The sequence below is a fragment of the Streptomyces malaysiensis subsp. samsunensis genome (assembly GCF_024519315.1).
GTDB lineage: Bacteria > Actinomycetota > Actinomycetes > Streptomycetales > Streptomycetaceae > Streptomyces > Streptomyces malaysiensis.
Window position 1 is genome coordinate 52965 of sequence record NZ_JANIIC010000029.1, and the last position, 24544, is coordinate 77508.

Here is a 24544-nt window from a genome sequence, read left to right on the forward strand (position 1 = left end):
TCTTCAGGCATGCGGATTCATAACCCATCACCTTTTGTCTCACTCAACGACGAGGAGTACCCATGGAGTTCGCTGACAAGGTAGCGGTGATCACCGCCGGAGCCGGTGGGATCGGCCGTGCGTGCGCCGCCGGGCTCGCCCGCCAGGGCAGTACGGTGGTGATCGCGGACATTGATGCCAAGGGCGCCGCACAAGCTGCCGAGGAGATTCGCGCACTGGGCCGTGAGTCGGTCGGTATTCGCTGCGACGTCACAAGCGACCGTGATGTGCAGGCGTTGGCCGATCAGGTGGTCGAGCGGTTCGGCCGAGTGGATCTCCTGCATAATCACGCGGGTATCGGCGTGGCCGGGGCTCCCGACCAGATCCCACTTGAGGAGTGGGAGCGGGTGCTGCGGTTCAACGTCTTGAGCCAGGTACGCGGCGTGATGGCCTTCCTGCCCCATTTGAAGAAGAGCCGCGGGCATGTGGTGAACACGACATCGAGCCTCGGAGTCGTCGCCGGGCATCCGATCTCGCCGATGGCCGCGCCGTACATCACCTCCAAGAACGCCATCGTCGGTCTGACGCAGTGCCTCGCCGAGTGGCTACGGCCCCAAGGAGTAGGGGTTTCTCTGCTGGCTCCGGACCACACCGCGACGAATTTCGATAGCACCATCAAGTTCTACGGCGTCCCGGTGAATCAGGGCGATGACAGTGCGGCAGCCATCGAGGACAAGGTGCCGTACGACGTCCAGCAGCCGGAGGAGATCGGCCGGGCCTACGTCGAGGGGCTGCGCGAGGACCGCTTTCTGCTGTCGTCGACACCGGATGTCGCGGACATGCTCCGCCGCCAGGCCGAAGGCCTGCTCGACCCGAGCGCGCTTCACGGCGCCTACGCCTGAGCCCCCTGTCTCCCCCCTCACCGCGGTTCGCGATGCCATGGACGGCCTAGTGCCGCGTCGGTGACGCCGTTGCGCCTGGACGCCCCGATGTTTTCCGAAGTCCGGACTGCAGCGCGTGTTCTCGTATGACTTCGACGCGGTTCGCCGGGCGCTGTCACTGTCACGGCGATCCGCGTCGCCGGGCGGGATTCCCATGACCTCGGGTCTATCGAGATCGTGCTCCTGCCTGACCGGTAGAGAGTTCCGGTCGTCGTCACGCCGCGATAGGACTGGAGAGGCCGCTCATGCACCTGTTGGTGACCCGTAAGCAACGCATCGCCGAGAATGTCGTCGCCTTGACGCTGAGTGATCCCGACGGCCGGCCCCTACCGGCGTGGACCCCCGGCGCCCATGTCGATATCGCGCTCGAACCTGGGCTCAGCCGTCAATACTCGCTGACCGGCGGTGAGGACAGTGGTGTTTGGCGAGTCGCCGTGCTGCGAGTGCCGGCCGGCCGTGGATCGCGATATCTGCACGACATGGTCGCCCCGGGGTCGGTACTGCGTATCGACGGGCCCCGAAACGACTTCCCGCTCGTGCCGGCCCGTCGGTACGTCTTCATCGCGGGCGGCATCGGCATCACGCCGATCTTGCCCATGGTGTCGCAGGCGGAACGTTCGGGGGCCCAGTGGCAGCTTTACTACGGAGGGCGGCGTCGCGCCTCCATGGCATTCCTGGACGAGCTGGCCCGCTACGGCGACCGTGTGCACGTGTACCCGGAGGACGAGCAGGGCTTGCTTCCCTTGGCCGCGGCACTGTGCGGTGCCGAGGACGGCACCCAGGTCTACTGCTGTGGACCGGAGCCGTTGCTCAACGCGGTTCGGCAACGCGTCGACGAGCAGCCGGGGAGCACGGTCCACTTCGAACGGTTTCGGCCCGCGGGACCTGCCACGGGTGAGGCGTTCGAGGTCCGCCTCGCGCAGTCCGGCCGCACCCTTAAGGTTCCGCCGGACAAGTCGATCCTGGAAGTGGTCGAGGAGGCGGGCGTCGAGGTCCTGTCCTCCTGCCGCACCGGCACGTGCGGAACCTGCGAAACGGCGGTACTGGAGGGAATCCCCGATCACCGCGACGACGTGCTCTCCGCCGACGAACGCGCGTCCGGCGACGCGATGATGATCTGCACCTCTCGTTCCCTGACCCCCTACCTGTCCCTCGACCTCTAGGAGGACGGCGATGTCCGTCGATGTCGGCTGGCTGGACAACATGACCTTGGCCGAGCTGGAAACCGATGCGGACCGTGTCCTCTCCCGGCTGCGCAAGGAGGTGCCGGTCGCCTGGGTACCGGCGCTCAACGCGTGGATCGCCACCACCTGGCGTCACTGTCACGAGATCGCCGAGGACGCCGAGCACTTCCGGGGCGGCACGAGTCCCGCCCACGATCGCGTATTCGGTCAGCCCAACGTGCTGAGCGCGGAGGGGCAGACGCACAGCGAACTGCGGCGAGTGATCGACCCGCCGTTGCGTCCGCGTGCTTTCAAGCCGACCCTGGACACCACCGTGCGGGCGGCGGCCCGTGCTCGTTTGGATGAGTTGGCCGGGCGAACACTCGTCGATCTGCTGGCCGACTATTTCGAACCGGTCAGCGTGCGCTGCGTGGCGGACCGATTCGGGTTCACCCACATCAGTACCGATCGGCTCCAGCGCTGGTTCCACAGCTTGTCCCATGCCGCAGCGCGCGGCCTGGTCGACCCCGAGGCGTACGAAGAAGGCGACGCCGCCGCGGCGGAGATCCGTGAAGTTGTCGGGGACATGGTCGAACGGCTCCGCAGCTGGCCGGACGAATCGGCGATCTCGCACTGGCTGCACGACGGCATGCCTGATGGCGAGGTACGCAGTATCGAGAACATGCTGCCGTCCCTGCTGATCATCCTGCTTGGAGGGCTCCAGGAACCGGGCCACGCTTGCGGGTCCACGTTCCTGGGGCTGACGACCCGACCCGAGCAACTCAGCCGGGTCGTGGAGAACCCAGCCTTGCTCCCGAAGGCCATCGCAGAGGGGCTGCGCTGGTTGTCGCCGCTGTTCAGCGGGGCCTCCAGAGTGCCCAACCGAGACGTGGAACTGGCCGACGTGCGGCTGCGGCAGGGCGACACGGTGTGGCTGTGCTACGGCTCGGCGAATCACGACGAGGCCGAGTTCGGCCGACCGGAGATTTACGATCTCGACCGGCCCGCGCATGGTCATCTGGCTTTCGGCACCGGCCGCCACGCATGCTCGGGCAGTGCCTTCGCGCCGCAGATCGCGCGCATCGCGCTGGAGGAGTTGCTCGCTCGCCATCCCCGTATCCGCCTCGAACCCGACCACGAGATCATCGTCCGCGGGTGGATGTTCCGGGGTGCCACCGAACTGCCCGTTCGTATGCCGCGCTGACCACGCAAGAACCGGACAGCGTCGCGAGATACCCCGCGTGGGACCGCATCAGGATCCGGGCGAGCCGCACCGCTTCGGCGCCGAGGACCGGCGGCTCGGTGCCGATGCGAGCCGGCCGCGCAGGTCCCGGACGGACTGGGCATCCACAGCGAAGTAACGAATCCGAGACCCCTTCCTTGCCTGTGATCATGGCTGATATTTACCCTTCCAAAGTGACATATACGTAACGTATATAACGCTGAGTAGTGGTTTCTTCGGCGAGGCGGCCAGGTGGCGACGAGCCCTTGACCTGGCCATCGAGTCATATATACCTTCCGTATACCTCGCTTGGCTGGAGACAACATGCCTGAAGAACTGCTTTCCTCTTCCACGGATACAGCCGTGAATCCGCCATCCCCGCAGCGCCGACAGGTCGCCAATGCCTTCGCGGCCAGTCTGTCCGGCACCGCGCTGGAGTGGTACGACTTCGGGATCTACTCCGCGTCAGCGGCGCTCGTGTTCCCCGTTCTGTTCTTCCCCGACTCCAGCTCCGCGGCCGCGGAGCTGTTCGCGTTCTCCACCTATGCCGTCGGCTACCTCTCGCGCCCGTTGGGGGCGTTCGCGCTCGGGCGGCTCGGTGACGTCGTTGGACGCAAACAAGTCATCGTCCTGACGCTGGTGTTGATCGGGGTGGCCACGTTCGTCATCGGCTTGCTGCCCACGTACGGCACGATCGGCATCGCCGCGCCGATCCTGCTGGTGTCGCTGCGGTTCGCGCAGGGGGTGGGCGTCGGCGGCGAGTTGGGGGTGGCCCCCTTGTTGTCCAGCGAGTTCGGCGACCCGAAACGGCGTGGGTTCTGGTGTTGTGCCCCGCAAATAGGTCCGCCGGCTGGCAATCTGCTGGCGAACGGCATGCTGGCGCTGCTCACGGTGTCGATGTCAGACGACGCCTTCCTGTCATGGGGCTGGCGAGTCGGGTTCCTGACGTCGGCGATCCTGGTCGGGGTCGGGCTGCTGATCAGGCTCCGGCTCGAGGAGACGCCGGTGTTCCGCGCGATCCGCGACAAGGGAGAGAGCCCGTCCGCTCCCGTCCGTGAGGTTCTCTCCACCGAGTGGCGTGGCCTGATCGCCGCGTCGTGTGCCCGGGTGGGGCCGGACGTCACGTACGCCCTGTTCGTCGTGTTCAGCCTCGTGTACGGCACGAAGGAGGCCGGCTTTACGCCGTCGCAAGTACTGATCGCGGTACTGGTCGGTTCAGCCACCCAGCTCGCGCTCATCCCGCTCGCCGCGGCACTGTCCGACCGCGTCAACCGCCGCCGGATGTACGCGGTAGCCGCGGCGATCGCGGCCATATGGCCGTTCGTGTTTCTGCCGGCCATTCTGAGCGGCTCGTTCGTGGTCCTCGTCGGCGGGATCGTGGTCGGGTTGGGGCTGCATTCGTTCATGTACGGACCGCAGGGCGCCTTCATCACTGAGCAGTTCTCGCCCCGCCTTCGCGCGAGCGGCAGCTCGCTGGCCTTCGCGATCGGCAGCACGTTCGGCGGCGCCGTGGCGCCGCTGGTGTTCGCGGCCTTGCTGAACTGGCAGGGAACATGGCTGCTCCTGGCGGTCTACACCGCGCTCGCCTGCGCAGTCACGATCGCCGGGGCTCTCTGGCTGGGCCGCGACCACGACGCGGAGGAGGAGCGCCAGTTCGCTGAGAGCCTGGCCTGAGTCCAGAAGGCCGCTGAGACTCTCGGTTATGGCCCCGGCTCGGTGGAGTCGGGGCCAAGGTGCCCGCGCCGGACGCAGGCTGTGTGCGCTGCGCCGCGTCCTCGGCGCTTGACCTTGTAGTTGCTGTAAGGGCGAACATGGCGCCATGTTGTCCATCGGCGAATTCAGCGAAATGTGCCATCTGTCACCGCAGACACTGCGGTTCTACCACTCCGAGGGTTTGCTCGTCCCAGCCGACGTCAACGAGCGGACCGGCTACCGCTCGTACACATTCGAGCAGGTCGAACAGGCCATGCTGATCACGGTCCTGCGCGGCACGGGGATGAGTGTCAAGCTCGTCCGGCGTGCTCTCGACAAGACGGACGCGGCACCCGCCCTGTTGCAGCAGCACAGTGCGGAGGTGCAGCACCAGCGGCAGGCCCAGGACGAGGCGATCAGCGACGCGCGAGAATTCTTCAACTCGTGGCCGGAGGCACGCCTGCGCCATGTACCCGAGATGACCGTGGTGTCGAAGCTGGTACCCGGCCCGTCGGCCGGGGGTGACCAGTACGACTGGGACGAAGCCGATGCCGTCGTTACCGCCACCGTTCAGGATGTGGTCAAGACCGTGGAGTCGTGCGGAGCTGTTGTGTCGGGGACTCCTTGGCGAACCTGGGCCAGCGAGACCCCGGAGCAGAAGATGCAGGGCATCACCGCCGAGGGGCCGCACTGGCTGGTGAAGATCCCCGTCACGGCGGACGAGAAAGCGATTGCAGCTCTGTCCGGTGACGTTGAGGTGCAGATCTTCGAAGCCCGGGACGAGCTGTCGATATTCATCCCGGGCAAGAGCTCGATGGCCAAGTTCGGCACTGCGTTCTCACGCCTGGTCATGCATCCCCTCGACGCCGCCTACATCGACATCTCCCATATGCGTCAGCTGCTGCACGACGACGGCGTCGAAACCACCGCGGCGATCTGCAAGCTCGACGAGACCGACCTGGTCGGGTGACCTCACGAGCTGACTGGACGGGCAGGCAACCGCCGGTGGCGACAGCCGGGGCGACCGCGAACGGCCGCCACCGGGGCGAGGACCCGACGCCGACGGGGCGGGCGGCTTACTCGCAGAGGGCAGTGTCGACGAAGTCGATTACGTGGTCCGCGGCGGTCTGCTGACCGGCCTGGTCGGTGGGCAGGGCGCTGGGCAGCGCGGTGACGGTGACCGAGACGGCGCGGCCGTCTTCGGTGGCGCCCCCGCGGGTCTCGTAGCCGGGGATGTCACCGCCGTGGCCCCAGACCAGGCCACCGCAGCTCAGTGGGGTACTGATCAGGCCGAGTCCGTAACGGGCCCGGGGCCAGAGAGCGGAGGCCGGGACGGTGGTGCGCATCTGCTTCAGCTGCGCCGGCTTGAGGAGCTTGCCGCCGAGCAGGGCGGAGTAGAAGCGGTTGAGGTCGCTCGGGGTGGCGATCATCTGTCCGGCGGCCCATGCCCAGGACGGGTCCATCTCGGTGATGTCGCGCAGCGGATCGCCGGGCTTCACCACGTGATAGCCCCGCGGGTGAGGTCCCCGGATGTCCTGGTCGCCGATGCCGGGGAAGTAGGTGTGGCGCAGCCCGATGGGCTTGATGGCCCGCCGCGTTATCTCCTCGGCCACCGGGCGGCCGGTGACCTTCTGGATGAGCAGGCCCGCGAGGAGATAGTTGGTGTTGCTGTACTCCCACTTGCTGCCGGGGGCGAACTTCGCCTTCTGGGCCAGCGCCAGGTCGAGCAGGTCGCGCGGTTCGGTGTAGGTGTGCCGGCCCTTGAAGAAGTCGCCGCCCATGGCCGCGACGTAGTCGGGCAGGCCGCTGGTGTGCTGCAGCAGCTGCCGCACCGTGATGTGGCGGCCGTCGATGCCGTCGCCCCGGACGAGCCGCGGCAGGTACGTCTCGATCGGCGCGTCGAGGCCGACGCGGCCTTCGCCGACCAGTTGCAGGACGACCACGGCGGTGAAGGTCTTGGTGGTGGATCCGATGCGTACCCGCCCGTCGGCCGGCACCTTCGTCTTGTCTTTCCTGTCGGCGACGCCGACGGTGTAGTCACGGGTGCTGCCATCGCGGCCGCGGACAGCGGCCAGGGCCGCGGGAAACGCGTCATCGCGCACCAGGCGGTCCATCCGCTGCCGCACCACGTCGTGACGCTCGTCGGTATGAGCCCCGGACGCCGACGCTGACGGCACGCAGCCCACGGTGAGACTGGCCAGTACCGCCAGTGCGGCCGTCGTCGTGGCTGCCCGTCGGCGCCTGGACGGCGACGAGGTGTGAACAGACCGGGGAGCGTGGCGATAACGGGACACGAAGAACACTCCTTGCTGGTGCCCTGCCGGGCAGGGCGGGTGTTGAGCCGTGGTGAGCCATGGGGCTCCTTCGGCTGCTGTGGGGGGTGAGGGTGCGTGGTAGCCGACGGTGCGGCGGATCGTGCGCTCCGTGCGGTGCGGGTGATGTGACAGATCGTTCGGGTACGTCAGCCCGGCAAAGCCGTGCTCTGCGTGGCTGTACCGGGGACAGGCTTGCCGAGCATGCGGCAGACCGCGGCGTCCACCAGGGGCCGGTACCTGGCGGCGACCTTCGGTTCGCTGAGGCCGAAGACGGTCGAGGTGAGGATGGCGACGGTGCGGTGGCCGGTGCTGTCGGTGTAGTTCTGGCTCGCGTAGCCGGGGATGCCACCGGTGTGTCCCCATACGGTGCCGCACGGGGTGCGGACCTCCTCCAGACCCAGCCCGTACCTGGTGGCCTCCGGCGCGGCGGGGTCTTCCGGGACGGTCGTGCGCATCTGCCTCAGCTGAGCCGGGGGCAGCAGTTCTCCGGACATCAAGGCGGTGTCGAAGCGCGCCCAGTCGGCCGCGGTGGAGACGACGGCCCCCGCGGCCCAGGCCCAGCTCGGGTTGATCCCGGTCGTGTCTACGTGGTCTTCGTGGCTCAGACCCGCGAAGGACGTCCCCGGGGGCATGCCGGGAGGCAGCAGGGGGCCCAGATGAGCGGCGTCGGGTTCATAGCCGTGCGCGTACGTCCGGTTGTCGCCGGGCCGCCAGGCGGCAGTGGTGGCGAGGTAGGTGTGGGTCAGGCGCAGCGGCCGGACGAACCCTAGTCGATCAGGTCGGCCACGCTACGGCCCGTGGCCTTCTCGAGCACCATGCCGAGCGCGATGTAGTTGGTGTTGCTGTAGGACCACTTCTTGCCGGGAGTGAACAGCGCCTGGTGCCTGGTGGCCAGGGCGAGCAGTTCTTCGGGGGTCCACTGCCGTTGGTCCTGGCCGGTGACCGAGGCGAGGCCGGCGGGGTCGTCGGTGTAGTCGTACAGACCGCTCGTGTGGTTGAGGAGCATGCGTAAAGTGATCGCGCCTCCGCCGGGGACCAGGCCGGGCAGCCAACTCTCCACCGAGTCGGTCAGGTTGACCTGGTGCTCGGCGACGAGTTGCAGGGTCAAAGTGGCCACGAGCGTCTTGGTGTTGGAACCCATGCGAAACTCGTCGTCCACCGCGAGCTTGTGGTCAGCCACGGTCCAGGGGGCCTGCCCGGCGGACTCGACAGCAGGCCCATGACCGTCGTCGATCCGCACGGCCACCCCCGGGACACCGGCGTCCACGGTCTGCCGGACCAGCGTGGCCAACTGGTCCGCTCGCCCCGCTACCGCGCCCACGTGACCGGCATCGGCCGACCACGTGTCAGCCCGCGCCGCCTCGGTCCGCACCGGCACGGCCGACGCCCCGGACGCCCCGCCGACCGCGGCCGCCGCGGTCAGGCAGGTGGCCAAGGTCAGCGTCAAGGCTGCACGCGGACGGCGACGCGATATCGGCGCTCGCTCAGTCATGAGATGTCTCCGTGGGGTGAGGTATGGCCCGACCGGGCCGGCAGTGGATAAAGTCCGAGGCTGGGCTGGCGTCGAACAGTGATCACTCTGGTCGCCAGTGGGCCGCCCCCGCGATCCGACCACCAGCAGCATTCGGGGTGGGGTTATCCCCACCCCGCCCCGGTTCAGGGCTTCAGCAGAGTAGTCAGGGCGCCGCCCCCGGGCCACGGCCCGAACTGCCGAGAAGGGGGTGCGTACCTGCGCGGTCGCCACCACGCTCACCGACGCGGTTATCGGAGCAGACGGACCAGATGTGCCGGGTGGTCCGCTCCCGCACGGCCCCGTCACCATCCCGGGTGCCGACGCCGCTGCTGGTCCACGAGCGGCGCGGGCCAGTCTGCTTCCCGAGCATCTGTTGGTCAGCGTCCGATGTGGTGGCCGCCTTCGGCGGGGATGATGGCGCCGGTGGTCCAGCGGCTTTCGTCGGACAGCAGGAACAGGGCGGCGCGGGCCATGTCGTCGGCAGGGGCGATCTGGTTCATCGGGGCCATGGAGGCCAGGTGCTCCTGGAGCTCGATGGGCAGCAAGCGAACCCCCGAAACCCAGCTCAGCGGCCGAGCACGGTCTTCAATGCCTGAGCGGTCGCGGGCCAGACCATCTCGCGGCTGACGCGGGTGACGAGAGCCGCGGCGTCACTGTCCGCGACGCCGTAATCGCCCTGCCAGGTGATCGCCGTCTGCCCGTCGGCGGGCTGCAGCGAGATGGTGGTGCGGGAGGTGGAGACGGGGATGGGCGGGTCTCCCTGGAAGCTGTAGGTCAGCGTCATCCGGGTGTGATCCAGCTCGTCAAGACGCTCGGTTACCGTGCTGCCGTCCGTGAGCGACAGTTCACGTACGGCACCGACCCGTCCTGATATGCCGCTCGCCAACTGGCTACCGTTCACCTGCGGGTGCCAGCGCATGTCCTCGAAGGCGGCCAGGAGTTGCCAGACCGCTTGCGGGTCACCGTCGATGACAGCGGTGTACTCGACCGTGATATCCACGTCAGATCCAGCTTCCGCCGTTGACGACAAGGGCCTGTCCGTTGATCCATTCGGCCTCCGGCAAGGCAAGGAATCGTGCCACGGGTGCGATGTCACTCGGTTCGCCAAGGCGTCCGGCGGGCGCGGAGGCGGCGACGTACTGCGTCATCTCGGGACTGAGGACGCCGCTGTCCGCGGCGAGGAAGCCGTCCCCGACGGCGCCGGAGTGAATGCTGTTAGCGGTGATGCCCCGCGAGGAGAGTTCCTTGGCCAGCGTGCGGATGGTGGCGTTGGCACCGTTCTTGCTGGTGGCGTAGGCACCGAAGCCGGCGCCCGCGCTCCGGGTGGAGCTGCTGGAGATATTGATGATGCGACCGCCGTCGGACACCCGGCGGGCAGCTTCGCGCAGTACGTAGAAGACCGCGCGGGTGTTGACGGCGAGCACACGGTCGAACTCGGCGTCGGAGACCTCGGCCACTGGCTGCAGGCGCGAGGTGACGCCGGCGTTGGCAACCACGATGTCCAGGCCGCCGAAGTGTGCGATGGCCAGGTCGAACAGCTCCCGCACACTGCTGCTGCGAGTGAGATCCGCGGAAAGCGACAACACATCGACACCGCGCTTGCGGATCGCCTCCGCGGCTTCGTGCGCCTCCGTCTCCCGGCTGCGGTAGTGCAGGACGATATTCGCCCCCTCCTCCGCGAGCGCCTCGGCGATGGCTCGGCCGATGCTACGCGGTGCCCCGGTGACCAGGGCGGTCTTTCCGGCCAGGCGGCGGACACCAGGGTCTCGTGTCCCATGGGATTGATTCACGGTGACGCTCCTCGAGAATGGCGGCCGCGGATCGCGGCTGCCTCCACATCACCGTGCCCTCCAGCCGCTGCCGGTACGAGAGACCGCTTCTGCCTAGGACTGACAGGGCGATGCTCACCCGCTGTCTCTGGGCGACGATGCATACATGGATCGCAATGAGCTCGCGCGTTGCCTGCGTCACTGGCGGGACCGTCTCAGCCCTGTGAGCGTGGGACTGTCGGCAGGCAGCCTGCGGCGCGCGCCCGGCCTACGCCGTGAAGAGGTCGCACACCTCGCCGGTGTGTCGGTGGACTACCTCGCCCGCCTCGAGCAGGGACGCGCGGGGAATCCGTCCCCTTCAGTGCTGGAGGCTCTGGCACGGGCATTGCGACTGACCGATGATGAAAACGCCCATTTGTTCCGTCTGGCCGGCCACGCGGATCCGCGGACCAACGGCATGACCCGGCACATGACCCCGGGGGTCCATCGGATCATCGATCGGCTCGCCGACAGTCCCGTCATCGTCCTGGACGCGGCCTGGCAGCTTGTCGCCACCAACCCGATGGCCACCGCCCTGCTCGGCGAGATGATCAGTGAACCGGCGCGCCAACGCAACCTCCTGTGGCGGCACTTCACCGGCATGCCTTCCCGGGTCGTCGCCACGCCCGAGGAGGACGCCGCCTTCGAGACCGCGGCCGTCGCGGATCTGCGCGCCGCGGTCGGCCGCTACCCGGACGATGTGCCGCTGCGGACTCTCATCACCGATCTGCGCAAGGTGAGCGCCCGCTTCGACAAGCGCTGGCAGCACGGCTCGGTCGCGCGCCACATGGCGACGCGCAAGACGATCCTCCACCCACAGGTCGGGCCGATGACCTTGGACTGCGACGTCCTCACCGTCGAGGGCAGCGACCTGCGTATCGTGGTCTACACCGCCGAGCCGGGATCATCCGACGCACGCACACTGAGCCTGCTCAACACCATCGGCACGCAGAGGTTCACCGCCTCTCCGGAGTGACGCGAACCTTCCTCAAGGGTTGACCGCCGCCGCCCGCCCAGGTCCAGCGCGCCTTCGGCTTCGCCCCTCACCGGCCTGACCTCACGATCACCGACTCGAACTTCCTCAGTAACCGCTGTGTGGCAGGGGACTGCGGTTTCCTCCCGTCATGAGTGGCTGTGGACGGTATCGGATGTCGAGGTATCGAGGCCGGGCTCCCAGCGCACCAGCCGGGTCGGATTACCGCCGGTTCGGCCACGCGCCGCCCGGCCCGGAAGTGTGGTTGACACGCCCCGGGGTCATATATACGTTAGGTATACGCCACCCCTTGGAGGGCAAATGCCAACGCCTATCACCGAGATCGAAGGCATCGTCGGACGCAAGGTGCGCCGCGACATCAGCCGGCTGGTCGCGTTCGCGCAGGGGAATCTGGAGCGCGCCGCCCAGTCGATAGCGGACCACCCCTCGCCGCACATCGGCATCGTGTGCGGGTTCTTCGTCCGGCACGCGGAACCGCCGTCACCTGAGACGGACGGCCTGAACGGCATGGGTCAGCTCGCCGCGGGGTTCATCGAGGCCGGTATCCCCGTCACGGTGATCACCGACGCGCCATGCGCCAAGGCGGTATGGGCGGTCACCGGTGTCCTGCCGGGAAGGATCGCGCTCGAGGTCGTATCGGTGGACGCCGACGCCGTACGGAGCCTTCGCGGACGTCTGGAGTCGGCGGAGCAGCCGCTCACCCACCTCATCGCGATCGAGCGCTGCTCGCTGGGGGCCGACGGGAGGGCGCACCGCGAGCACGGGTGGGACATCTCGGACGACACCGCGCCGCTGGACTACCTGTTCCAGGACGACGGCTGGAACTCGCCCTGGACCACCATCGGTATCGGTGACGGCGGCAACGAGATCGGCATGGGTGTACTGCCCCGGGAGATCGTCGAGGAAGATATTCCGAACGGTGCCCTGGTCGCCGCGCGGACCGGCGCAGACCACCTGATCGTCTCCGGTGTCGCCAACTGGGGTGCCTACGGGTTGCTCGGAGCGGTCGCGAGTCTGCGGCCCGATCTTGCCCCGTACCTGCTCAAGCACTTCCACGCGCAGTCCGAGCACGACGTCCTCATCGCGGCGGTCACCATCGGCCAGGCCATCGATGACAGCCGTGTCGATCGGCTCGGCCAGTTGCAGATGACGATCGACAGGCTTCCGCTCGGCGACCACATTGAGATCATCGAGTCCATAATGGCCGTTTTGTCACGAAACACCTGACCGGTCGATGTCGGCCCGCTGTCAGCGGGCCGGTGCCCGGTGCGACGCAAAGAGCAGAGAAAGTAATGACAGGCACAGCACGTATTGTCCTTATTCACGCGACGCCCGTCGCCATGGCACCCGTCCATGACGCGTTCCGCAGCGAATGGCCCGAGGCCGAGCTGACCAATCTGCTCGATGACGGGCTCACCACCGAGCGGGCGCGCCGGCCGGAGCTGGCCGAGGAGCTGATCGAACGTTTCGTGGATCTGGTGCGCTACGCCCACCGCACCGGCGCCGACGGCATCCTGGCGACCTGTTCGGCGTTCGGCCCGGCGATAGAACGCGCGGCCGCTCTGCTGCCCGTGCCTGTGGTCAAACCGAACGAGGCGATGTTCCGGGCGGCGCTCGCGTGCGGCACCGACGTCGGGATGCTTGCCACGTTCGCGCCCTCGGTCCCGACCATGGAGGACGAATTCGCCGCCGAGGCGGAACGTCTGGGATCACCTGCGAAGCTCAGGTCGATCGTCGTCGACTACGCGATCGACCTGCTGCGTGCGGGGGACACAGGGTCACACAACCGGCTGGTCGCGGAGCAGGCACCGAGGCTCTCCGGCTGCGACGCCATCGTCCTCGCCCATTTCTCCACGTCGCAGGCGGTGGAGCGGGTCCGCGCACGGGTGGACGTGCCCGTCTTCACCGCGCCACAGACGGCCGTCCTCGCTCTGAAGGAGGCTGTCCATGGCGCCTCGTGACGGCCGCCGTCTCCACGTGGGCCCGTCGGCCGATGTGATCGGAGAGGGGTGCGGGCATGTTGCTCGGATGCATCGCCGATGACTTCACGGGCGGTACCGATCTCGCCTCCGTACTGATGGCGCAGGGGATTCGAACTGTGCAGGTCATTGGCGTCCCCGACACCTGGGAGGACATTGCGCGGTCGGGCGCGGAGGCGGTCGTCGTCGCGTTGAAGACCCGCACGGCGCCGGTTGCCGACGCGGTCGAGCAGTCCCTTACCGCGCTGCGGTGGCTGCGGAAGATCGGCTGCGATCGCTTCTACTTCAAGTACTGCTCGACTTTCGACTCCACCCCGGCGGGCAATATCGGCCCGGTCGCGGACGCCCTGATGGACGCCCTGGGCATGGATTTCACCGTCGTATGCCCGGCGCTGCCGGCCAACGGCCGTACCGTCCGCGACGGCCGGCTCTTCGTGGACGACGTGCCGTTGGACGAGACTTCCATGCGTCAGCACCCCCTGACGCCGATGGATGACGCGAACGTGGTGCGGCTGATGCGGCGGCAGACTTCCTCGCGAGTCGGTCTGGTCGACCGCGGAACCGTGGTTCAGGGGTCGGAGCGGATCCACGCCGAGTTCGCCGCGTTGCGCTCGGCGGGAATCCGGTTCGCCGTCGTCGACGCGACCGACGACCAGGACCTCCTCGCCATCGGCCGTGCGTGCGCCGATCTGCCGCTGGTCACGGCGAGTTCGGGGGTCGCGATCGGGCTCGCTGCATCTCTCCGTGCCCAGCCGGAGGACCTCGCCGACAGTGCCCCGGAGGCCCACCTGCCATCCGGCGGGGCGCGGGCTGTCATCGCCGGTAGTTGCTCGGCGGCGACGAACGCCCAGGTCGAGGCGGTGCGAGAGGTTTACCCGACCTTCCCCGTCGACCCCTTCGCGATCGTCCGAGGTGAGGATGTCGTCACAGCGGCACTGCGCTGGGCGCGCCCGCTACTGGCGCATGGTCCGGTCCTGCTGCACGCGACGCAACCTGCGCGGGACGTCACAGCGGCGAAGTCACGGCTTCCCGACGACTTCGCCTCACGGATCGAGGACACCCTCGCCTCGATCGCCCGCGGTCTCGTCGGCATGGGGGTCGACCGGTTGGTCGTCGCCGGTGGGGAGACATCCGGCGCGGTCGTAGGGGCACTGGGTGTTACGGGGCTGGTCATCGGGCCGGAGATCAGTCCAGGAGTCCCGTGGACCTGGGCGCTTGGCACCCCCCGGCCACTCGCACTCGCGCTGAAGTCGGGGAATTTCGGCTCGCGCGACTTCTTTCTCGACGCCTGGGAGCGGCTGCCATGAACGTGATCACGAGGAGCCACGAATCTCAGCTGCGGGAGCGGCTCACCACTCTGGGTGCATCCTTGTTCGCCCGCGGGCTGACCACCGGGACCAGCGGCAACCTCAGCGTGCGCGTGTCCGACGGATGGCTGATGACGCCCACCAACGCGAGTCTGGGCACCCTTGATCCGGACCGGCTGTCAAAGCTGGACGAGAACGGTCGTCACGTCGGCGGGGACCGCCCGACCAAGGAGAGCCTCCTGCATCTGGCGCTGTACAGGCAGCGACGGGACGCCGGTGGCATCGTTCACCTGCACTCGACCTACGCGGTGGCGGTGTCCTGCATGGATGGGCTCGATCCAGCCGGGTGCCTTCCGCCGCTCACCGCCTATTTCGCCATGAGGGTCGGCCGGCTGCCCCTCGTCCCCTACCACCGGCCCGGTGACCCGGCGCCGGCCACCGCGATCTACGACCTCGCCGCCCGTTACCACGCGATCCTGCTGGCCAACCACGGGCCGATCGTCAGCGGCACGACTCTTGAATCCGCGGCGGCGGCGATCGAAGAGCTGGAGGAGACGGCGAAACTCTTCCTGCTCCTGCGCGGAATACCGACCCGCCCGCTCAGCGACCAAGAGGTCTCACAGCTCGACCGTGGTCACTGACCTCACCTCCTCGTGGATGACTCCTTGCCCCGCATACCGCAACTGCATGGCTGGCTGCCATACCCGACAACAGTTCCTGAGAGGACAGCAATGAGTGACATCAAGCTCCAGCACCGCATGGTGTGGGCGGACGACCTCCGGTTCCACATCGTGGAAGCCGGCGAAGGCCCCACGATCGTCCTGGTCGCGGGATTCCCGCAAAGCTGCTACGCGTGGCGGCGCCTGATGCCGCTGCTCGCGGACCGTTTCCATGTGATCGCCGTCGACCTCCCTGGGCAAGGCGACTCCGACAAGCCCGTGGACGGCTACGACACCCTGACGACCGGCAAGCGGCTGCGCTCGCTGCTGAAGGCCCTCGGTGAGGACTGGTACGTGCTGGTCGGGCACGACGTCGGCGCCTGGGTGGGGTACGCCTATGCCCATCAGTTCGCCGCCGACCTGCGCGGAGTGGTGCTCCTCGACGGCAACATCCCGGGTGTCACACTGCGGCCGACGATCACGCTCGGCCCGGACAACTGGCGTAACTGGCACTTCCTGTTCAACCCGATCCCCGACCTGCCCGAGGCACTGCTCCAGGGCCGCGAGCGCATCCTCATCGAATGGTTCTTCAGCAGGAAAACCGCCAACTGGAGGTCCACTTTCAGCAAGGCCGACATCGACGAGTACGAGCGCGTGTACCAGACCTCGGGTGGACTGCGAGGCATGCTCGGCTACTACCGCGCGGTCCTGGAGGACATCGAGCAGAACACCCCCCTGATGCGGCGGAAGATCGGCGTCCCGGTCCTCGCCCTCGGCGGCGAGGTTGGCTCCGCCCCCGACCTCTACGAGAGCATGCGGCCGCTGGGCAGCGACGTGCGGGGCGGAGTCATCGCCGGCAGCGGTCACTACATTCCCGAGGAGGAACCCGAGGCGCTCGCACGGGAGATCTCCGACTTCGTCAACGATCTCAAGGCATAGGGAGGGGAAGATGGCGACACCGAACGAGAAGGGTTCCGCCCCGAGCGGCTACGTGACTCCCGTGGTGGTGCACCAGGGCGTCGCGTACGTCAGCGGCCAGCTTCCCAGGAAGGACGGCCGGATCGCCTACCACGGGAAGGTCGGCGCGGACGTCGACCTGGAATCCGCCAGGGCCGCCGCGCGGCTGTGCGCACAGACGTGTCTCAACACTCTGGACAGCGAACTCAGCGGAGAGGGGGGCCGGGTCCTGCGGATCCTCAAGATCACTGGATTCGTTGCCTCGGCCCCGGATTTCACCGCTCAGGCCAAGGTAATCGACGCCGCGTCCGAGGTCTTGATCGAGACCCTCGGCGACTCCGGCCGGCACGCACGAAGCGCCATCGGCGTAACGCAACTCCCGCATGGCGCCTGCGTCGAGATCGAGGTCATCGCCGCGCTCGGCGCCCCGTCATGACGACGGACCATGGGCTGCGCTTCTGCGCGAATCTGGGCTGGCTTTTCGGTGAAGTGCCGTTCGAGGAGCGCTTCGACGCCGCGGCCGAGGCCGGATTCTCCGCCGTCGAGTACGCCTCGCCTTACGGTCGTTCACCGGTGGAGCTACGCCGGCGACTGAAGGACGCGGGGCTGCGCCAGGTGCTGATCAACAGCCCGGTGGGGTCTCCGGGAACTCCCACGGCCGCGGGAACGGCGTGCCTGCCGGACCGAATCGGGGAATTCCGCGACGGCATCACACAGGCGCTCGACTACGCCGTCGAGCTGGAGTGTCCGCTTGTCCACCTGCGGGCCGGCGTACGGCCCGCAGGTGTCCCGCGCGACACGGCCGTCGCCCAGTACGTCGCGAACGTGGTGTGGGCAGGACAGCTCGCCTCCAGCGCGGGCGTCCGGCTGGTCATCGAGGCGGTCAACGCTCAGGACATTCCGGGCTACTTCCTCCAGACCCAGGAACAGGCCGCGGGCGTCGTGGCGGCTGTCGGCAGTGATCAGGTTGGCATGCTCTTCGACATCTACCACTGCCAGATGAGCCAGGGCGACCTGAGCACCCGTCTGGAGGAATTCCTGCCGTCCACCGCTCACATTCAGGTGGCGGACGTGCCCGGCCGGGCAGAACCGGGCACTGGGGAGATCGCCTGGGACTTCGTGTTCGACCGGCTGCGGGCATTTGGATACCCGGGCTGGATCGGCTGTGAGTACCGTCCCGCGAACGCCACCGCCGACGGGCTCGGATGGCTGACGAGGTACGCCCCGGAAGGGAACGGGTGAAGTAGTCATGCGTAAGATGCCTAATCATGGGCATGTCAAACTCTTCAGTACCCTGGCGGTGCGGAGCGCCCTGGAACACCGGCTGCTCGAAGAGTTCACCGAGGCGACGGGGACAGCCGTCAGGGCTGTCTTCGATCCGACGTCCGCGCTGAGGAAACGGATGGCCTCGGGGGAGTACCCCGACGTCCTGATCGCCATCACGGACGACGTCAGGCAACTGGCCGCGCAGGGCGTCGTCGACGGCGCGGCGAGACTGCCGCTCGCCAGCACCGGAGTCGGCCTCGCGGTCCGTGCGCGAACACCGCACCCGCGGATCGCGACCGTCGGTGAGCTGGTTCGTACGCTGCGCGACGCGCGGTCGGTCGCCTATTCGAGAACCGGGGCCAGCGGCATCTACTTCGCCCGGTTGCTGGCCGAACTCGGGGTGGCCGAGGAGGTGAACGCACGTGCCACGGTCGTGGAGAAGGGTTTCACTGCGGACGCTGTTTTGGACGGCAGAGCGGACCTCGCCATCCAGCAGGTGAGCGAGCTGATGGCGGTCTGTGGCGTCGACGTGGTCGGCCCCTTCCCGGCCGGTGCCGACCACGACACCGAGTTCAGCGCCGTACCGTCCATGGCTGCGGCGGGCCTGCCCCCCGCGCTGGAGCTGGTGCGCTTCCTCGCGTCTGAGCAGGCGCGTTCGACCTATGGGGCATTCGGTCTCAAGGCCGCGACCGGCAATGGGGCCCGAGCGAGCTGAGCCGTGAGCCGGGTGTGCTCAGTTCCCCGGCAGGACGAGAGGGCGAAGCTTGACGGGGAACGGAGCGACCGTGTTGCTTTGCAGCAGCCGTACCAGCCGGTCCTGCGTGGCGCCTGCGTGTTCCGGCAGTACCTCGGTGAGCGCCTCGCGGTCCTTGTCCCGCACCGCTTCGATGATGCGGTCATGCTGCCGGACATTGAGCTCGAACTGCTCGTCCTGCTGCTCGGGCAGTGCCGACTCCAGTGTGTAGAGATGGACGAGCAGCCGACGCACATGGCGGTGGGTCGATTGGGCGAAGTCGTGGAAGAAGCTGTTGCCGATCGACTGGTTCATGCGCATGTGGAACTGCTCGTTCAACTCCGTGATGTTGAGGTACCTGCGGTTGTCGACCTCCACGCGGTACACCGTCTGAATGCGTTCCAGGTCGTCGGCGAGCGTCTCGTCGTCGAGCCTGCACAACTGAGCGAGGTTGTTCTCCACCAGTTGGTGAGCCACCACGATCTCGCCGATCTCCGCCAGATCGAGCTTGCGGACGAATGTGCCACCCCGGTTGGGCAAAATCTTCACAAAGCCCTCCGCGGCCAGCTGGTTGATGGCCTCCCGCGCCGGGGTCCGGCCCAGCTGGAACTCCTTGAGCAGCAGCGGCTCGTCGATCCGGCTACCCGGCGGGATCGTCAGGTCGATGATGCGGGAGCGGATCTTCTCCACGGCGGCCCCGGTCTGGGAAACCTTTTTCGGGGATGCCTGGGACCCGCCCATTGCGGCGCTCGTCTCCGTTGCCGGGACACTGGGCTCGGTTTGTCCGGTCTTCGACATGGCAGCCGCCGCTTTCCGGCTTTCCGGCATTCATCACTCTCCTGCGAACGGGAACGACGGGTGAAGCATCATCCGGACGTTCCGCTGTGGTCCACGGCGTCGGCCCGGAAGGGCACGCCGTTACGTACCCCTTGGCCGCCCAGACGCCATCGATGGTAACCGGCGTCCGCCTCCGCGCACGGGGTGGGCACGGCATCCCATGGGCCCGCTACCTCGGTATCAGCCCCGTTTCACGTCATTACATTCGTGTGAGAACCCTGGACGCGCCACCGATACGCCAAGTATACGTTAGGTATCCATTCGGAAGGCGGGACCATTGATGCCGAATACTCCCGGCAATGATCTGTCACGCTCGCGACCGGCCGTGACCACGGCCGGGGCGGCGGCCGCATCGGCCACCTGCCATACGTCGACCGGGCCGGAGGGCGATGCCGGGCTGGCGCGAGGACTCAGTCCGCGGCACATGCAGATGATGTCAATCGGCATGGCCATCGGCGTGGGGCTGTTCCTCGGCTCCGGGCGGGGCATCCATATCGCGGGTCCGGCGCTGCTTCTCGCCTACGCCCTCGCGGGGGCGGTCGTGTACTGCCTCATGCGCGGCCTGGGGGAGATGGCCGTCCATTCGCCGCACGCCGGATCGTTCAGCGAGTACGCCCGTATCCATGTGAGCCCCTTCGCCGGGTTCGTCACGGGCTGGACCTACTGGCTGCAGTGCATCGTGGGCCCGATGGCAGAGCTCACGGCGAGCGGTGTCTACATGCACTACTGGTATCCGGACCTTCCGCAGTGGGTGCCCGCGCTCATCGGCTTGGTTCTGCTGTTCGGCGTGCACTGGGTCTCGGTCCGGATGTTCGGGGAGTCCGAGTTCTGGTTTGCGCTGATCAAGATCATCGCCATCGTCGGGCTGATCCTTTTCGGGGCCGTCATCATCGTCACCGGTGTGACCGCGCTCGGCCACGGTGCGAGCCTGAGCAACCTCTGGACATTCGGCGGCTTCTTTCCGAATGGGGGGCACGGCTTCTTCCTCACCCTGCAGATCGCCGTCTTCGCGTTCATCGGGGTGGAGATGCTTGGTATCACCGCGGGCGAGGCGGCACACCCGGAGCGGACGATCCCCAAGGCGGTGGGCAACGTCATCTGGCGCATCATCGTCTTCTACATCGGCGCGCTGTTCATCCTCATGGTCGTCCAGCCGTGGACGCGGTACACCGCTGACGTGAGCCCATTCGTTTCGGTGTTCTCCAAAGCGGGGCTGGCCGGCGCCGCGGGAATCATGAACTTCGTCGTCCTGACCTCGGCACTTTCCTCATGTAACGCGAATATGTTCTCGGCCAGTCGACTGCTCTACGGCTTGGCATCCGCGGGTTCGGCGCCGCGAGCGCTCCACCACACGACACGTCGCCGGGTGCCGGGGCGGGCGCTGACGGTCACCACGCTCGCCGTCGGCGTCGGGGTGCTCTTCAACTATCTTGCGCCCGCTCATGCCTTCATCACGCTGACCAGTGTCGTCAGCGCCTCCGGGCTGTGGACGTGGAGCATGATCGCCATTTCCCATATGCGGTTCCGCCGTCGGCTGGCGCTGGAGGGCGCACCCCTGCCGGCGTTCCGGCTGCCCGGCGCTCCCTGGACGAACATCTTCGTGGTCGCGATGGTGGTCATCGTCCTGGTGAGCCTGGCATTCGAGGGTGACACACGAGTGGGTCTGTACACCGGTGCGGTCTGGTTCGCCCTCCTCACCATCATCTACGTCGCCCGTCAGCGGGCCGCGCGGGGGCGGTGAGAGCGAGTCGCTCCGTGTGTTGCTCGCTTTGGGCGCTTACCGCACGGCACCGGGTCGCGACTCCTGTATGGGCGAAGACTCAGGCGGCCCGTCGAATGCGCTTGATGCGCCGACGCAGATGGCCGGTGAGCAACGCCGCGGCGGCATACGTGCCAAGCGCGGCCACCACAGTCAGCCATATCGGTCCATGGCTGTACAGGTTGTTCACGAGGAACGCGCCGAGGAACACGGTGCTGACCGCGGACCGCACGTCGTTTCGCAGCCACCAGTGCTGTCGGGGTGCTTCCGCTTCGGCGAGCTGCCGCGCGTATGTCGTCACGGGCCCGAATTCCTCCTCGGGCTCACACCCGGCTTCCGTGACGTGTCGGCTTGCTTCCCGGGTGAGTTCGGCCGCGCGTGCCCGCGGAAGTGCGTGGCGTCCTTCCAGAAGCTGCGGCAGCTTTCGGAGCCACGCTTCAGACGGCAACTCCTCGTGCGTAGGGGCGGTCGGCGGGTTGTAGAGCAGTGCCCATGCGGGGAGCAGGAGGCCCACCGCGCAGATGGCGGGGGTCGGCACGTGTGCGATCACGGTGTCAGGGCCCTCGACGAACGCCACAGCGGCGAGGATGACGGCGACGAGGGTAGCCAGTCCGCAACCGGCCGCGCGGGCGCGGGAGCCGGCGTGTAGCGTGACCTGCACGCCGTGCAGGGTGGCTACGGCGGTGGCGACGACGGTGCAGCCGACAAGGGTGGCGGCGGTGAGATCGATCACGAGACCCTTCGCGACGAACAGGTACGCCCCAACCACGAACGTCATCCAGCCCAACACCCCGGTCACGGTGAAGACGTAGTCGGCAGTCGTCAATGCGTCGGGGTCGTTTCCGGCCGGTGTGCCTGCGGGCAGCCGCTCGCTCGCCACGGTCTCGGCGAAGTCTTCCGGGAGACCGAAGGCGTCCTCCGGGCGTTCTCCGCTCTCCGCGCAGTGCGCGGCCACTTCAGCCAGCACAGTGTCGCCCACGTCTTTTCCCACGGACCGCTCGGCGAGAGCGAGCCGTGTGCGGAATTCCCACGCGTCCATGGTTTCGGTCATAACAACTCCTGGTCGGTGTGTTTCATGAGTCGGTCCATCGCAGCGGAAAAGTCCTGCCAGTGCGCTATCTCGTCACGCAGTCGGGCGCGCCCGGCGTCGGTGAGCCGGTAGACCTTGCGTCCCGGGCCGCCCTCACCCGGCTCCCAGCGCGACTCGACCAAGCCGTCGGCTTCCATCCGGCCGAGAACGGGGTACAAGGCTCCGCCACGCACCGACCCCAGGCCATGCTCTGCGAGCCTTTGCACCAGTGCGTATCCATGCCGGTCGGCTTCGGCCAGCACTGCGGCCACGCTCAGCTGCAAGGTTCCGCGCAGCCAGCCGGCCGACGGGTCCGTTCGCGCCATCTGACCTCCCTTCAGGCTACTCGGAATCCACAACTAGTTCTATTTCAGAATAGTGATCTCGGTGTGCTTGTCAAGAAAGCCCTGGCGCTTCGCGCTCGCCCTCGCGCCCCAGGCGGCGGTGGAGTGGGCGGTGACGCCCAGGAATCCGGCGGGTGCGCACTTCCATGACGAACAGCTCGTACAGGCGCTGCAGGCTGAGGGCATCGAGATGGAAGAAGTCCGTGGCCGCGGGCCAGTTCGGCGCTACCCGGCGGAACACCCCATCGGGGAGTTCTCCGTGTCGAGTCTGACAACGAGGTCACGGACGTTCGCTGACAGAGGGAGGGCACTGTGGAGTGCGGCACCCGGGCTTCGGACGCCGATAACAGCGGTGCCCCTCCCGTGAGTTTGCTGGACCGGCACTCCGGTGCGCGGTCTCGACGATCTGGCCGATCTCGGGACCGGGGGTGAAGACCGCGTCGACGCCCATGGCTTGCAGGGCGTGGATGTCGCCATCGGGGATGATGCCTTGACGAGGACACGGACCTTGCCAGTGTCTTCCTCGGCGATGATGGTGGGACGATCCGCTTCGGCAGTTGACGCGGGGCCCGCTCGCTCAACGAGGCCGGTAAGAGCCGCGCCAGGTCGTCGGCCCCGGCTGTGCGAGGGTGTGGCGTGGGATGTTGGGTTCTTTGTCCGCCCACTCATCCAGTCGCTTGGGCATCGCGGGCACCGACGAAGCTGCCGCGGCGCGGGCTCGTACCACCGCCAGGACAGCGGCCAGCTTCTCCGAGGTCGGGTTGCCCTGCAGGATCTTGATCGTCATGTCCGCTCGCAAGGGTGCTCGGGCCTACTGGGGATGTTGCCGTGCTTCTTCGGCGGCAAGGACTCTCGCGTGGTGCGCAGCTGACGCAGTCCTCGTACGACGTGCCGGCGGGTGTCCGAAGGCTTGATCACGGAGTCGATGTAGCCGCGCTCGGCCGCGATTAGGGGTTGAGGAGGGTGTCCTCATACTCCTGGATCAGCTGGGCGGGTCGCTCCGACGTCTCCGCTCGCCTCGGCCTCGGCGATGGTGCGGCGGTGGAGGATGTTGACCGCGCCCAGGTGTTTGGAGCCCATCACGTCGTACGCGCCGCCGAACGCCTTGCGGGTGATGACCGTGATCAGCGGGACGGTGGCCTCGGCGTAGGCGTAGATCAGCTTGGCGCCGCGCCGGATGATGCCGTTGTACTCCTGGTCGGTGCCGGGCAGGAAGCCGGGCACGTCCACGAAGGTCAGGACGGGCACGTTGAACGCGTCGCAGGTGCGTACGAAGCGTGCGGCCTTCTCGGAGGCGTCGATGTCCAGGCATCCGGCGAACTGCATCGGCTGGTTGGCCACGATGCCCACCGGGTGGCCCTCGACCCGGCCGAAGCCGGTGATGATGTTGGGCGCGAAGAGGGCCTGGGTCTCCAGGAACTCGTTGTCGTCCAGGACGTGCTCGATGGCCTTGTGCACGTCGTACGGCTGGTTCGCCGAGTCCGGGATGAGGGTGTCCATCTCCCGGTCCTCGTCCGAGACCTCCAGGTCGGCCTCGTCGGGGAAGGCCGGGGGCTGGGAGAGGTTGTTGGAGGGGAGGTAGGACAGCAGCGCGCCCCGCCGAAGACTGTGAAGACCTGGGAGAACACGGCCACCGGGCGGCCGTCGACCGTGCCGTAGCCGGTCACGACCCCGTCCCCGTAGGGCCGGTTCTGGTCGATGCCGAAGTTGGTCGAGCGGTGCGGGGCGAACTCGTCGAGCTCGGTGAAGGACCCCTCGTCCAGGAGGAGGTCGATGCGTTCGCGCGCGGTCAGCTTGCCCTTGGCGTGCTGCTTCTCCACCGCGCGCGGACCCCGCGTGGGTCGCTTCTGGCCGATTCGGCCGAAGGCTTGGCATGCCGCAAGCAGTGGTCCCGCCGTCGGCACGCAGTCGGACGAGGCATCGCGAGCTGTCAGTCCCGCCCCGGGAGGCACCGTGACGTCACCGCGGCTCAGTGTCCTGGGGTGGAAAGCGCGGACCGGTAGCGGG

The 24544-nt window shown here is 67.6% G+C and carries 25 protein-coding genes and 1 pseudogene; 15 read left to right on the forward strand and 11 right to left on the reverse strand.

The window, feature by feature from the left end; all coding sequences use genetic code 11:
- Positions 1-62: 62 nt before the first annotated feature.
- The 5 genes from NQU54_RS23985 (at position 63) to NQU54_RS24005 (ending at position 5967) form a co-directional block, all read left to right on the forward strand.
- On the forward strand, positions 63-881 hold the full coding sequence (locus NQU54_RS23985) for an SDR family NAD(P)-dependent oxidoreductase (RefSeq protein WP_257632905.1): 819 nt from the start codon (positions 63-65) through the stop codon (positions 879-881).
- Between the two features lie 284 nt (positions 882-1165).
- Entirely contained in the window at positions 1166-2083 is a 918-nt protein-coding gene (locus tag NQU54_RS23990; RefSeq protein ID WP_257632906.1) for a PDR/VanB family oxidoreductase, read from the forward strand.
- Between the two features lie 10 nt (positions 2084-2093).
- The gene (locus NQU54_RS23995; RefSeq protein WP_257632907.1) at positions 2094-3287 is read left to right on the forward strand and encodes a cytochrome P450; all 1194 of its coding nucleotides are present in this window, start codon (positions 2094-2096) and stop codon (positions 3285-3287) included.
- Positions 3288-3629: 342 nt separating this feature from the next.
- Entirely contained in the window at positions 3630-4979 is a 1350-nt protein-coding gene (locus tag NQU54_RS24000) for an MFS transporter (protein ID WP_257632908.1), read from the forward strand.
- 145 nt (positions 4980-5124) lie between these two features.
- Positions 5125-5967 (forward strand): MerR family transcriptional regulator, encoded by an 843-nt coding sequence (locus tag NQU54_RS24005; RefSeq protein ID WP_257632909.1) that lies wholly within the window; start codon positions 5125-5127, stop codon positions 5965-5967.
- A 106-nt stretch (positions 5968-6073) separates the two neighbouring features.
- On the opposite strand, the gene NQU54_RS24010 is transcribed toward NQU54_RS24005, so the two are convergent.
- From NQU54_RS24010 to NQU54_RS24035, 6 genes are all read right to left on the reverse strand, one after another.
- On the reverse strand, positions 6074-7183 hold the full coding sequence (locus NQU54_RS24010; protein ID WP_372506007.1) for a serine hydrolase domain-containing protein: 1110 nt from the start codon (positions 7181-7183) through the stop codon (positions 6074-6076).
- A 275-nt stretch (positions 7184-7458) separates the two neighbouring features.
- Positions 7459-8064 carry a serine hydrolase domain-containing protein gene (locus NQU54_RS24015; RefSeq protein WP_306279010.1) on the reverse strand — a complete coding sequence of 202 codons (606 nt, stop codon included), beginning with the start codon at positions 8062-8064 and terminating at the stop codon, positions 7459-7461.
- A gap of 14 nt (positions 8065-8078) precedes the next feature.
- Entirely contained in the window at positions 8079-8759 is a 681-nt protein-coding gene (locus NQU54_RS24020) for a serine hydrolase domain-containing protein (protein WP_257632911.1), read from the reverse strand.
- Positions 8760-9202: 443 nt separating this feature from the next.
- Entirely contained in the window at positions 9203-9370 is a 168-nt protein-coding gene (locus NQU54_RS24025) for an SDR family oxidoreductase (RefSeq protein WP_257632912.1), read from the reverse strand.
- Between the two features lie 20 nt (positions 9371-9390).
- Positions 9391-9825: an SRPBCC family protein gene (locus NQU54_RS24030; protein WP_257632913.1), complete on the reverse strand. Its 435-nt coding sequence runs from the start codon at positions 9823-9825 to the stop codon at positions 9391-9393.
- Position 9826: 1 nt separating this feature from the next.
- Positions 9827-10615: an SDR family oxidoreductase gene (locus NQU54_RS24035; RefSeq protein WP_257632914.1), complete on the reverse strand. Its 789-nt coding sequence runs from the start codon at positions 10613-10615 to the stop codon at positions 9827-9829.
- Positions 10616-10760: 145 nt separating this feature from the next.
- On the opposite strand from NQU54_RS24035, the gene NQU54_RS24040 reads away from it, so the two are divergent.
- From NQU54_RS24040 to NQU54_RS24080, 9 genes are all read left to right on the forward strand, one after another.
- The gene (locus tag NQU54_RS24040) at positions 10761-11609 is read left to right on the forward strand and encodes a helix-turn-helix transcriptional regulator (RefSeq protein WP_257632915.1); all 849 of its coding nucleotides are present in this window, start codon (positions 10761-10763) and stop codon (positions 11607-11609) included.
- 318 nt (positions 11610-11927) lie between these two features.
- On the forward strand, positions 11928-12854 hold the full coding sequence (locus tag NQU54_RS24045) for a glutamate cyclase domain-containing protein (protein WP_257632916.1): 927 nt from the start codon (positions 11928-11930) through the stop codon (positions 12852-12854).
- A 113-nt stretch (positions 12855-12967) separates the two neighbouring features.
- Positions 12968-13588: an aspartate/glutamate racemase family protein gene (locus NQU54_RS24050; protein WP_257632917.1), complete on the forward strand. Its 621-nt coding sequence runs from the start codon at positions 12968-12970 to the stop codon at positions 13586-13588.
- A 56-nt stretch (positions 13589-13644) separates the two neighbouring features.
- Positions 13645-14913 (forward strand): 3-oxo-tetronate kinase, encoded by a 1269-nt coding sequence (gene otnK, locus NQU54_RS24055; RefSeq protein ID WP_257632918.1) that lies wholly within the window; start codon positions 13645-13647, stop codon positions 14911-14913.
- Positions 14910-15554 carry a 3-oxo-tetronate 4-phosphate decarboxylase gene (otnC, locus tag NQU54_RS24060; RefSeq protein WP_257632919.1) on the forward strand — a complete coding sequence of 215 codons (645 nt, stop codon included), beginning with the start codon at positions 14910-14912 and terminating at the stop codon, positions 15552-15554. The genes otnK and otnC overlap by 4 nt, the downstream gene beginning before the upstream one ends.
- Before the next feature lie 90 nt (positions 15555-15644).
- Positions 15645-16511, forward strand: coding sequence for an alpha/beta fold hydrolase (locus tag NQU54_RS24065; protein WP_257632920.1), 867 nt, complete (start codon positions 15645-15647; stop codon positions 16509-16511).
- A gap of 10 nt (positions 16512-16521) precedes the next feature.
- Positions 16522-16965 carry a RidA family protein gene (locus tag NQU54_RS24070; RefSeq protein ID WP_257632921.1) on the forward strand — a complete coding sequence of 148 codons (444 nt, stop codon included), beginning with the start codon at positions 16522-16524 and terminating at the stop codon, positions 16963-16965.
- Positions 16962-17771 carry a hydroxypyruvate isomerase family protein gene (locus tag NQU54_RS24075; RefSeq protein WP_257632922.1) on the forward strand — a complete coding sequence of 270 codons (810 nt, stop codon included), beginning with the start codon at positions 16962-16964 and terminating at the stop codon, positions 17769-17771. The genes NQU54_RS24070 and NQU54_RS24075 overlap by 4 nt, the downstream gene beginning before the upstream one ends.
- A gap of 7 nt (positions 17772-17778) precedes the next feature.
- Positions 17779-18510 (forward strand): molybdate ABC transporter substrate-binding protein, encoded by a 732-nt coding sequence (locus NQU54_RS24080; protein WP_257632923.1) that lies wholly within the window; start codon positions 17779-17781, stop codon positions 18508-18510.
- A gap of 18 nt (positions 18511-18528) precedes the next feature.
- On the opposite strand, the gene NQU54_RS24085 is transcribed toward NQU54_RS24080, so the two are convergent.
- Positions 18529-19269 (reverse strand): GntR family transcriptional regulator, encoded by a 741-nt coding sequence (locus tag NQU54_RS24085; RefSeq protein WP_257632924.1) that lies wholly within the window; start codon positions 19267-19269, stop codon positions 18529-18531.
- Between the two features lie 520 nt (positions 19270-19789).
- On the opposite strand from NQU54_RS24085, the gene NQU54_RS24090 reads away from it, so the two are divergent.
- Positions 19790-21106: an amino acid permease gene (locus NQU54_RS24090; protein WP_257632925.1), complete on the forward strand. Its 1317-nt coding sequence runs from the start codon at positions 19790-19792 to the stop codon at positions 21104-21106.
- A gap of 79 nt (positions 21107-21185) precedes the next feature.
- On the opposite strand, the gene NQU54_RS24095 is transcribed toward NQU54_RS24090, so the two are convergent.
- The 4 genes and pseudogenes from NQU54_RS24095 to NQU54_RS24115 form a co-directional block, all read right to left on the reverse strand.
- The gene (locus NQU54_RS24095) at positions 21186-22175 is read right to left on the reverse strand and encodes a hypothetical protein (protein ID WP_257632926.1); all 990 of its coding nucleotides are present in this window, start codon (positions 22173-22175) and stop codon (positions 21186-21188) included.
- A complete protein-coding gene (locus NQU54_RS24100; protein WP_257632927.1) occupies positions 22172-22519 on the reverse strand; it encodes a PadR family transcriptional regulator in 348 nt (115 codons plus the stop codon). Before NQU54_RS24100 ends, NQU54_RS24095 begins: the two co-directional genes overlap by 4 nt.
- A gap of 595 nt (positions 22520-23114) precedes the next feature.
- Positions 23115-23324, reverse strand: a complete 210-nt coding sequence (locus NQU54_RS24110) for an acyl-CoA carboxylase epsilon subunit (protein WP_257632928.1) — start codon at positions 23322-23324, stop codon at positions 23115-23117.
- Positions 23321-24412, reverse strand: a pseudogene (locus NQU54_RS24115) (acyl-CoA carboxylase subunit beta). Before NQU54_RS24115 ends, NQU54_RS24110 begins: the two are co-directional and overlap by 4 nt.
- Positions 24413-24544: the final 132 nt, after the last annotated feature.